Source organism: Chryseobacterium viscerum (genome assembly GCF_002899945.2).
In the GTDB taxonomy this organism is placed as follows: domain Bacteria; phylum Bacteroidota; class Bacteroidia; order Flavobacteriales; family Weeksellaceae; genus Chryseobacterium; species Chryseobacterium viscerum.
Map to the genome: position 1 here is coordinate 198466 of NZ_PPEG02000006.1, position 11772 is coordinate 210237.

General features: G+C 35.8%; 7 protein-coding genes. All 7 read left to right on the forward strand.

The genetic code is table 11. The annotated features are described in order from the left end of the window. Positions 1-45: 45 nt before the first annotated feature. The 7 genes from C1634_RS15385 (at position 46) to recG (ending at position 11518) form a co-directional block, all read left to right on the forward strand. Complete coding sequence (locus tag C1634_RS15385) at positions 46-2175, forward strand: S9 family peptidase (protein WP_103232626.1); 2130 nt, start codon at positions 46-48, stop codon at positions 2173-2175. 249 nt (positions 2176-2424) lie between these two features. Further along, positions 2425-4080, forward strand: a complete 1656-nt coding sequence (locus tag C1634_RS15390) for a peptide MFS transporter (protein WP_103232627.1) — start codon at positions 2425-2427, stop codon at positions 4078-4080. Positions 4081-4212: 132 nt separating this feature from the next. Beyond that, positions 4213-5967: a peptide MFS transporter gene (locus tag C1634_RS15395; RefSeq protein WP_103232621.1), complete on the forward strand. Its 1755-nt coding sequence runs from the start codon at positions 4213-4215 to the stop codon at positions 5965-5967. Positions 5968-6440: 473 nt separating this feature from the next. Further along, a complete protein-coding gene (locus C1634_RS15405) occupies positions 6441-7916 on the forward strand; it encodes a peptide MFS transporter (protein WP_109738719.1) in 1476 nt (491 codons plus the stop codon). A 40-nt stretch (positions 7917-7956) separates the two neighbouring features. Further along, positions 7957-8490 carry a thioredoxin family protein gene (locus C1634_RS15410; RefSeq protein ID WP_103232623.1) on the forward strand — a complete coding sequence of 178 codons (534 nt, stop codon included), beginning with the start codon at positions 7957-7959 and terminating at the stop codon, positions 8488-8490. Between the two features lie 207 nt (positions 8491-8697). Then, positions 8698-9321 carry a hypothetical protein gene (locus tag C1634_RS15415; RefSeq protein ID WP_109738720.1) on the forward strand — a complete coding sequence of 208 codons (624 nt, stop codon included), beginning with the start codon at positions 8698-8700 and terminating at the stop codon, positions 9319-9321. A gap of 109 nt (positions 9322-9430) precedes the next feature. Continuing rightward, positions 9431-11518 (forward strand): ATP-dependent DNA helicase RecG, encoded by a 2088-nt coding sequence (gene recG, locus C1634_RS15420; protein WP_103232625.1) that lies wholly within the window; start codon positions 9431-9433, stop codon positions 11516-11518. Positions 11519-11772: the final 254 nt, after the last annotated feature.

Consider the following 11772-nt stretch of genomic DNA (forward strand, 5'->3'; position numbering starts at 1 on the left):
TTATATAAGTAAGAATTATTAAATTTGGAAGCATTAAAATTAGAAATGAAAAAACTCCTCTTAACTCTTATTGTTGCAGCTGTATTCCAAAGTGTATCAGCACAGGAAATCACTTTAGATAAAATATATTCAGGATATTACCGTGGAAAAGGGATCGCAGGGATCACTTCCATGAAAAACGGTGAAAATTATCTTGTCATCGAATCATCGGGAATTGCAAAATATTCTTACAAAACTTCTCAGAAAGAGGGAAATCTTGTGGACGGAAGATTTGAAAGCTATATTTTTTCTGATGATGAATCTAAAATCCTTTTACAGACAGGCAGCCAGCCTATCTACAGACATTCTTTTCTTGGGAAGTTTGATGTAAAAGATTTAAAATCCGGAAAAGTAATCAGCCTGAACGATGGTAAAACAGTTCAGGAACCAACGTTTTCACCAGATGCAACGAAAGTGGCGTTCATTTCTGACAACAATTTATTCTATCAGGACCTTTCCTCAGGAAAAATCACCCAGATTACTACTGATGGTAAAAAGAATTCTATTCTGAATGGTTTGGCAGATTGGGTATATGAAGAGGAATTCGGACATGCAAGACAATATGAGTGGACCAAAAATTCTGATGCCATCGTATTTGTAAAATCTGATGAAAGCCAGGTTCCGGAAATCTATATTCCGATCTACGGAAAAAGCCTTTATCCAGCTGAAATGCGTTATAAATATCCAAAAGCGGGTGAGAAAAACGCTGTAGTTTCTGCACAGTTGTACCGTCTTGAGAATGGGAAAACAACACCGCTGAATTTAGGTTCTTTCAAAAATTATTACATCCCGAATGTATTCCAGACAGCAAAAGCTGATGAAATTGTTTTAATTACTTCTGAGAGAATTCAGAATGCTTCAGATATTTTAAAAGTAAATACAAAAACAGGAGCGGTTCAGAAATTATTCACCGAAACGGATGATAAGTGGATCGATACCGATAGCCCAACTCTTGAATTCCTTGAAGATGATTCTTTCCTTTGGGCTTCTGAAAGAGACGGAAACCGCCACCTTTACTGGTATGACAAAGATGGTAAGCTTAAAAAGCAAATCACAAAAGGCAACTGGGAGGTAACTGACTATTATGGATTCAACCCAAAATCTAAAGAAATTTACGTTCAGACTACTGAAAAAGGAAGTATCAATAAAGTCGTTTCCAAAGTAAATATTGAAAGCGGAAAAGCTCAGCTGATCTCCAATGCGGAAGGGAATAATTCTGCTAACTTCAGCAAAAACTATAATTATTTTATTGAAACCTCTTCTACTGCATCAAAGCCTTACACTTATGTTTTAAAAGACGGTAACGGAAAAGTGGTAAAAGAACTTCAAAACAACAACGATCAGTTACAGAAATTAAAAACGGATAATTTTGCTGAAAAAGAATTCATCACGATTCCCAATGCTGTAGGCGATCAAATGAATGCGTGGATCATGAAGCCTAAAAACTTTGATCCTAATAAAAAATACCCTCTGTTTATGTTCCAATATTCAGGACCGGGATCTCAGCAGGTTGCAAACTCATGGGATAACGGAAATGCAATGTGGTTCAATCATCTTGTACAAAAAGGATATATCGTAGCTTGTGTAGACGGACGTGGAACCGGGTATAAAGGAGCTAAATACAAGAAAGTAACCTATATGAACCTAGGAAAATATGAGATTGAAGATCAGATCACTGCAGCAAAATGGCTTGGAAACCAGACTTATATTGATAAAAGCAGAATCGGAATGTTCGGATGGAGCTTCGGTGGTTATATGACCAGTTTAGCAATGACTAAAGGTGCTGATGTTTTCAAAGTGGGAATTGCTGTAGCACCGGTAACCAACTGGAGATATTATGACTCTGTATATACGGAAAGATTTATGAGAACACCTCAGGAAAACCCTGATGGATATGATAAAAACTCTCCTACAGAATACGCCAATCTGTTGAAAGGAAAATTCTTATTGATCCACGGAACGGCTGATGACAACGTTCACTTCCAGAACTCTATGGAGTTTTCTGAAGCTTTGATTCAAAACAAAAAACAGTTTGATTTCATGGCTTATCCGGATAAAAACCACGGAATTTATGGTGGACAGACAAGACCGCAATTGTATCAGAAAATGACGGATTTCATCCTGAATAATTTATAATTATTTCCAAACCATTAAATTAAGTTGAGTAGTCATTCTAATGTTTTAAGGCTTTAAAAAAGTCTTCTTACTATTTTTAACAGCTTAATAGATCTTAATGATTTAAGAAAAATAAAAGTTTTAAACTAAAAACCTCTCCATTAGATGGAGAGGTTTTTTTATTTATTTCATTAATCGTTTAGGCAAGTATTATTTATTTTATCAATTAAAATTAAAAACTTATTTTTGGGAAATTTGAAAATTGAATATATGAAGACTAAACATCCTAAAGGGCTGCCCTTTCTCTTTTTTACAGAAATGTGGGAGCGTTTCGGGTACTACCTGATTCTTGGAATCTTTGTTCTGTATGTTATTGAGCCTACCGGAATGAAAGGAGGGCTTGGGCTGCCAGACAAAACTGCTGATGACATTTTCGGAACCTATATTGCATTAACTTACCTGACTCCATTCATTGGTGGATTCCTTGCAGACAGAGTTTTGGGATATATTAAATCTATTTATATTGGAGGCTTCTTAATGGCTGCCGGGTATATAGGAATGGGAGTTTTCAAGGATTTACCTTTATTTTATTCTTCTTTAGCTTTAATTATCATTGGAAACGGTTTCTTTAAGCCTACCATTTCCACACTTTTAGGAAATCTTTATTCTGAAGAACCTTATAAAGCCAATAAAGACTCCGGGTATAATATTTTCTATATGGGAATCAATATCGGAGCATTTATCTGTAACATTATTGCGGCTTTCATGCGTAACAAGTTCGGTTGGGGTGAGGCTTTCATCACTGCCGGAGTCGGAATGCTTATTGGTATGGTTATTTTTACGATCGGAAGAAAGCACTACATTCATGCTGCACAGATGAAACCTGTACAGGAAGGAGATACAAAGCTTTCAGAAATTATGCTAAAAGTATTTATTCCGGCTATAGTTGCCGGTGCAATAGGCTGGTTTATTCCTAACAATATCTTCGGAAGTGACAGTACGGATGCCTTTATTTTCGCATGCGTGCCTGTAATTTACTTTTATGCCTCTCTTTACTTTAAAGCTAAACCTGACGAAAAAGCACCTATCGGAGCATTACTTTCTGTATTCCTGATCAGTATGTTCTTCTGGGCTGTTTTCAAGCAGAACGGGACAGCTTTAACGAGATGGGCGAATTATTATACGGACAGAAGTGTTCCTGCCTCTCTTGAAAAACCATTGGAAGGAATCTATATGGTGGAAGGGAAAAGTTATGAGAACAAAGAAACTCCTGTTTATGACAATCAGTTCCGTTCTCAAAAGGATGACAAAGGAGAAACGAAAAAGGAAACAGGAAAAGATGTTTACTTTAAAAACATTTCGCCTGAACAACGTGCCGCTCTTGAGAAAAATCCAGAGAGCAAAGTATACCTATACAATACGGAATTATTTCAGTCTATCAATCCGTTCTGGGTTATTGCCCTGACCCCAGTTATCGTTGGATTCTGGGCATTATTGAGAAGAAAAGGAAAAGAGCCACTGACTCCTACAAAAATTGTCTTAGGACTTTTCATCTCAGGACTTTCCTGTCTGGTGATGGTTTTAGCTGTCATGGCTGGAGATAATGGAGCTGTAAAAGTTTCCCCTCTATGGCTGGTAGCCAGTTACGGTGTCATTACCATCGGTGAATTATGTCTGTCTCCAATGGGACTTTCCTTTGTATCAAAACTGTCTCCTGCGAGGATTACAGCATTGATGATGGGAGGGTTTTTCCTGGCCAACTCTGTTGGTAATAAGCTTTCAGGAATCTTAGCAAGTACGTGGTACAACTACGAAAACAAGACCAATTATTTCCTTGTGAATTTTGCTTTGTTAATATTTGCTACACTTTTAGGTCTTTCTATGTTAAAAAGACTGAACAAAATCATGAAGGAAAAAGGGCATTAATCCTTGATATTATAACGATTAGCAAGCTGCGGAAGTCCTCCGCAGCTTTTTTATTTAAAAATAAAATTAAAACCTTGCCAAAAACCTAAAATAAACTATATTTGTCAGTCTTAACAAAAATTAACAATAGAAATGGATAATATTGAAGCATTGAGTCCGAAACCGGATGAATTTGTAGAGAGCAAGAATTCCAGGCATCCTAAAGGATTATGGGTTCTTTTCGGAACAGAAATGTGGGAGCGTTTCAACTTTTATGGAATGAGAGCTCTTTTGACGCTCTTCATGGTAAATTCCTTATTAATAAAAGAAGCTGATGCAGCGATCATCTATGGTGGATTTCTAGCTTTATGTTATTTAACACCTCTTTTAGGAGGATTTATTGCTGATAAATATATCGGAAACAGATTTGCCATTATCATTGGTGGATCTTTAATGGCTATTGGTCAGTTTCTATTATTCATCAGTGCTTCTACCTTCTCCACAGATTTGGGGAGTTCCAAAATGATTATGTGGCTGGCGTTATTCGTTATTATTTTTGGTAACGGATTCTTCAAACCGAATATTTCTTCAATGGTAGGAAGTCTTTATCCAAAACAGGAAAAGTCTAAACTGGATTCTGCTTTCACCATTTTCTATATGGGGATCAACATCGGAGCATTCCTAGGTCAGTTTATCTGCCCATATGTAGGAGATGTAAAAGATGCTACAACAGGAGTAAGAGATATTTTTGCTTTCAAATGGGGATTCTTAGCCGCTTCTATTGCAATGGTAATCGGAACAATAACATTCTTTATCCTTAAAAACAAATATGTAGTAACTCCGGAAGGAAGACCTATCGGAGGATTGCCTAAAAACAATACAAGTGAAGACTTTGAAGAAGGAGAAACGCAAACGGCTAAATTCTCAGGACAGTCTTTAGGGATCACTGGAGGGATATTTATCATTTTATTCTTTGCTTTCAGATATCTTCTTGTAGGAGAATTTGGATTTAAAGCAGTAGAAATGGGCCAGCTAATCAAAGGAATTATTTATCCTTTCATCTATGCAGCGGGTATTTCTTTAGCATTCCTGATTATGTCTTCTGCTGAAAACAAGATTGAGAAACAAAGAATCTGGGTAATCTATATCGTATCGTTCTTTATTATTTTCTTCTGGGCTGCATTCGAGCAGGCAGGTTCTTCTTTAACATTTATAGCTGATAACCAGACAGACAGAAATATTTTTGGATGGAATATGCCTCCTTCAATGGTTCAGATCTTTAACGGAATTTTCGTAGTTCTATTAGCGGTTCCTTTCAGTTTATGTTGGGATAAGCTAAGAGCAAAAGGAAAAGAACCAGTATCTCCATTCAAACAAGCGATGGGATTAGCATTAATTGCTCTTTCTTACTTCATCATTGCGCACAATGTAAAAGATCTTGGAAACTCGGGCCTATTAGCGATCAAATGGTTAATGCTTTTATACTTCATCCAGACTTGTGGTGAGCTTTGTCTTTCTCCAATTGGATTATCATTAGTAGGTAAGCTGGCTCCAAAAAGATTTGCTTCATTATTGTATGGTGTTTTCTTTATCTCTAATGCTGCCGGATATGCTTTGGCAGGTTCATTAGGAGCACTTATCCCTGCAACAGGTGATAAATTCAAAAAAGCTCAAGAAATAGGAGTTAACCTTCAGGATGTTTTAGATAAAAAAGTAACTCTAACCGCTGATCAGGTAGCTGCTTTTGATAAAGCTCAACTTCCTTTACACAACCCTACTTTTGTAGGATTTGAGATTCATAACTTATTCGAATTCTTCATGGTATTCGTAGTACTTTGTGGTATTGCTTCTGTGATTTTAGGTTTAATTTCACCTATCTTAAAGAAAATGATGCACGGTGTAAACTAACTGCATTAACAAAATATGAATAAAACCTCTGCTAAGTCGGAGGTTTTTTTTATTTTCGTATGATGGAAATTTCCGAAGATTCTTTATTTCAATCCGTAAAGGAAATTATTAGACAGTCGCGCGAAAAAGTTTTTCGAATAGCGAATTCTACGCTACTGCTTACTTACTGGCAGATTGGAAAACTTATTGTGAAAGATGAACAAGAGGGAAAAGGAGTTGGTTATATGAACCTATCCAGTATGCGAAAGTTTTACACAGCATTCCCAATTGTTGACATATTATCTCAACAATTGAGCTGGCCCTATTATGGATTCCTTTTACCCAATATCGTAAAAAAACAATTTATTTGCCAGCAAATATCTGCTGTACCTCCCCAAAGAAGAAAAATTAAAACAAATTATTGATCAGGACAGAATCCGTTTTGAACTGGATCAGAAAAATAAACCCCCTAATTAAAACAATCATATATCATTATGAGCTTAACTCTAGAAGAAATACAAAACTTTAAAGGAAAGTATCCTAAACAGCTTTGGACCTTATTTACCGTTGAAATGTGGGAACGTTTCTGTTTCTACGGAATGCGTGGTGTTCTTACAATTTTTATGGTAGACCAGTTGGGTCTACTGGAAGACAAAGCGAACCTACAGTATGGAGCTATCCAGGCTTTCATTTATGCTTTTACCTTTATAGGAGGTATTTTTGCCGATAAAATCTTAGGGTTTAAAAAATCTTTGGTCTTTGGAGGGATTATCATGGCAATTGGAAATCTTATTATTGCCCTTTCTCCTCATGACTTCTTTTATTTTGGTATTACCTGCTCTATTATCGGGACAGGATTCTTCAAACCCAACATTTCTTCAATGGTAGGAGAACTTTATAAAGAAGACGACCCAAGAAGAGATGCCGGATACGGACTTTTCTATGCTGGAATTAATATTGGAGGACTTTTAGGAGGAGCTCTTTGTGTGTATCTTGGAAAATATTATTCATGGTCATGGTGTTTTCTCGCAGCAGCAGTAGTGATGGTTTTAGGGTTGATTACCTTTTTTGTTACTAAAAAATCATTGGGACCTATTGGCGATTCACCGTTAAAGGTTCTTCCGCAATCTAAAAGGACTTTACGTGAAGTTTTGGTATATATTGGAGCTTTGATAAGTATGCCTCTTATTTTTATAATGGTCAAAAATACTGAGTTTACTGATTACTTTATGTATTTAATTGGTATTGCAGCCGTAGGATATTTTGTCATAGAAACAATAAAGCAGACCTCTTCTTATCAAAAGAAACTTATTGCGGCCTTTGTATTTATTTTCATGTACTTCCTATTTAATTCTATTTATGAACAAAGTGGTGGTTCATTATCTCTATTTGCAAAAGATAATCTTGTGCACAATATGTTAGGAATAAGTATGGACCCTAATGTTATTAATAACAGCGCCAACTCTTTCTTTATTATTATTTTCAGTCCTCTTATTGGTCTCGCCTGGGTAGGTTTAAACAAAAAGAAGCTTGAGCCTAATACCATTAACAAATTTGGAATTGGATTTCTATTTCTTGCAGCTGGATTCTTTTTATTTTACAGCTTAAGATATTTTGCAGGTGAAGATGGCAAATCATCTCTTAATCTGTTTACGTTCACCTGGCTCGTGATAACTTTCGGGGAACTGTGTCTGGGACCTATCGGGATGTCTATCATTACGAAACTATCTCCTAAAAAAATGTTTGGTATGATGATGGGACTTTGGTTTTTAGCAAGTGCATTCGGACAGTTTGCTGCAGGTAAAATTGGAGCTAGCTTATCTGAATCCAATACAGGAAATACCAACATGAGTAAACTTCTTGCCTATACCGATGGATATAAAACATTGGGTATCTATGCACTAATAGCCGGTGTGGTATTAATTTTGCTATCTTCATTCGTGAAAAAATTAATGCAGGAGGTAAAATAAAAATAAGTAATTATGCTTATTTTTACATAAATATCACAATATGAAGAAAATTTTAAGCATAGTTCTCTTATTACTATTGAATTTCAGTTTTGCCCAGATAAAGTGGATGACCATTGAAGAAGCTTTAAAAGCTCAAAAAGAAAATCCAAAAAAAATATTGATTGACTTTTATGCAGACTGGTGTGCCCCCTGCAAAATCATGGACAAAAAAACTTATGGACATCCTGTAATTGCTCAGATTTTAAATGAGAATTACTATCCTGTAAAATTCAATGCAGAAGAAAAAAAGAATGTTGAAATTTTCGGAAGAACATTTTCCAATCCTGATACTGAACATAAAAAAGGAAAAAATTCCCTGCATGAATTTACTCAATATATGAATGTAGGAGCAGTCCCAAGTACAGTATTTCTGGATGAGCATGGTGATCCTATCACTATTCTTCAGGGAGAATTGTCAGCCAAAGAACTTGAACCCTATCTGGAACTGATTTCTAAGGATTTATTTAAAAAAATCCGTACCAGAGAACAGTGGGAAGATTACCAGAAAAAATTCAAATCTAAGATCAAAGATTAATCCGAACCCCGGTTCAGATTTTTAAAGTATATCATGAAGGCTTCCATTTTTTTGGAAGTCTTTTTTATTGCTGCTCACTTTAAATACAGTGTTTTCCCTTTACAAATTCAATAGAAATCCTCTAATGAATTTTTTGACAAATTCCAATCTTTGTTCAAGAGTTAAGAAGCACTCTAGTATAATATTTAACTAAAAAACAAAGACATCATGAAAAATTCAAACATCCTGAAATTAGTTCTATTGATTTTAATGTATCAATATTCAACCGCTCAAAAAATAGAAAAAGCAACTGTTATCAGCCCTCCTAAAACAGTGATGCTATCCAAAAACAAACGGACCGACATGGCCATTGCAAAATATACGGGAGGCAATATGATATTTTCAATTCCTAAAGAAACATTTCAAAAAGCAGTACAGGAAGCTATAAAAGAGATGAATCCCAATATTACGGTGGATGATATTAAAATTGCAAAATCCAATATTGAAACCTATTATTTAGGAATCGTAACTCATAACAATTCCAAGGAAACAGCCACAATATTCCTGCCATTGGGTAATATAGGTAATTCACCTGATTATTTTTTTGTTCCCGGACCTGGGCATGTAGTTACCTGTATTAATATTACAGGATGTCCCTATAATTGTAGAATTGTAAAATATGGTTATCAAAACCAGTATACAGGCTGTAATTGTGGCGGCTTTGATCCCGGTGAACTTCCTGCAAATGGAAATACATCTACTTTAAGCTGTAATTTCAAGATCAACAAGGTCATTTTAGAAAAAGAACTGTGTATGGCTATTAAAATAAAAATAAACGCTTTTCAAGAATAATGATTCTCCCAAAACAGCGTTCTTTTCAACAAAAAAACCTCTTAAAAAAAATTTAAGAGGTTTTTATTTGTTCTAAGTTTTAACGATATTCGCACTGTAAAATTATTATCTGGAACTTAATACCTCAATAGAATACGTCAAAGGCATCGGTCCTGAAAGAGCCAAACTCATCAAAAGTGTGTTAGGCTTATCTACTGTAGAAGATATGCTCAACTTCTATCCTATCCGCTATCTGGATAAAAGCAAGATTTATAAGATATCTCAGCTTCAGGAAGAAAGCAGCCAGGAAATACAACTGAAGGGAAGAATTACTCAGGTACAGGAAATCCAGACTGGTAAGACTAAAAGATTGTCTGCAAAATTCAATGACGACACCGGCAGTATGGATCTGGTATGGTTTCAGTATTCAAAATGGCTGAAAGAACAGCTTCCTATCAACAAAGAGGTTTATATTTTTGGAAAGATCAATGTTTTCAACCGTCAGTTTTCTATGCCGCACCCGGAAATAGAAGCAGAAGAAAGTAAAGAAGGTGATACACGGCTTAAACCCATATATCCAAGTTCTGAAAAACTGACCAAAAGAGGTTTGAATCAACGGTTTTTTCAAAATGCCTTACGAAATATCTGCAAAGAGATCCCGAATCTTATTGAAGAAAATTTCCCGGAATACCTGATGAAAACCTTTACATTCATGTCAAGACAGCACACTTTTCTGAATATTCATTTTCCGAAGGATATGGAACATTTTGACAAGGCTGATTTCAGATTAAAATTTGAAGAATCATTCTTTTTTCAGTTGGGATATGGCTTAAAAAAACTTCATCATAAGACTCAGTCTTTTGGTAACCCATTTCCTATTATAGGGGATCATTTCAATGATTTTTATGAGAATTATCTTCCTTTTGAGCTTACCAATGCTCAGAAAAGAGTTTTAAAGGAAATCCGTATGGATATGAAAAGGCCGATTCAGATGAACAGGCTTTTGCAGGGAGATGTAGGTTCCGGAAAAACGATGGTAGCGCTGCTCACTATGCTTATCGCCATGGACAACGGCTTTCAGAGCTGTCTGATGGCTCCCACAGAAATTCTTGCCCAACAGCATTATAACGGAATCAAAGAACTGCTAGAAAAGACAGGGATCAATATCCGCATTCTGACGGGTTCATCTAAAGCAGCAGAGAGAAGAATTATACATGAAGAGCTTGAAAACGGTACCCTTTCTATTTTAGTAGGAACCCATGCTGTTTTAGAAGATAAGGTTAAATTTAAAAACCTTGGACTCGCCATCATTGATGAGCAGCATAGATTTGGAGTTGCTCAACGGGCTAAGCTTTGGGCAAAAAATAAAATTCCTCCTCATATTTTGGTAATGACTGCTACTCCTATCCCAAGGACCCTGGCAATGAGTTTTTATTCTGATCTGGATGTTTCCGTCATTGATGAAATGCCGGTGGGAAGAAAACCAATCATAACCGCTCACAGACGTGAAAAGGACAGAGTATATGTTTACAACTTCTGTAAAGATGAAATAAAAAAAGGACGACAGGTCTATTTTGTATACCCACTCATTGAAGAATCTGAAACGTTGGATTATAAAAATCTGATGGAGGGGCTGGAACACGTCATGGAATATTTTTCAGAATACAACGTAACCATGCTTCACGGAAAAATGAAGCCGGATGAAAAAGATGCTGCAATGGCTTATTTTGCTTCCGGAAAAGCCGAAATTATGGTCGCAACTACAGTGATTGAAGTTGGGGTAAATGTTCCCAATGCTTCTGTAATGGTGATTGAAAGTTCTGAAAGATTCGGGCTTTCGCAGCTTCATCAGCTGAGAGGGCGTGTGGGAAGAGGTGCTGAGCAGAGCTACTGCATTCTGATGACTTCGGATAAATTGTCTAAGGAAAGCAGAACCCGTATCAAAACAATGACTGAAACAAATGATGGTTTTAAGATTTCTGAAGTAGATATGCAGCTTCGCGGTCCCGGAGATATTCTGGGTACACAGCAAAGTGGTGTGGTAGATTTTAAGAGACTTGATCTCATTAATGATTCGGCGATCATTAAAACAACAAAAAATACGGTAGAAAAAATCCTGGAAGCTGATCCTATGCTTTCCAGACCAGACAATCTGATTATCAAAAACTATTATATCAGATACTACAAAGGAAAAAATAAGTGGAGTAAAATATCATAAAAAAACCGCAGAAAAAATTTCCTGCGGCCCCCTTATAAAACTGTTATTTAGAAGAAATTACTTTTGGTCTGTCTATAAAAAATTTATTTTAATAGTCTTGGCTTAATATTTTGTGATGTGGTGTGAAAATATTTATATAAAATATATTATTTGAATAAGGTAAGGCCGCAACTATTAAAATAAATTTATAAAAAAACAAAATGAATTATTTTTTTCCAACTTGCTTATTATAAAAACTAACTGTGTTTAAGTGG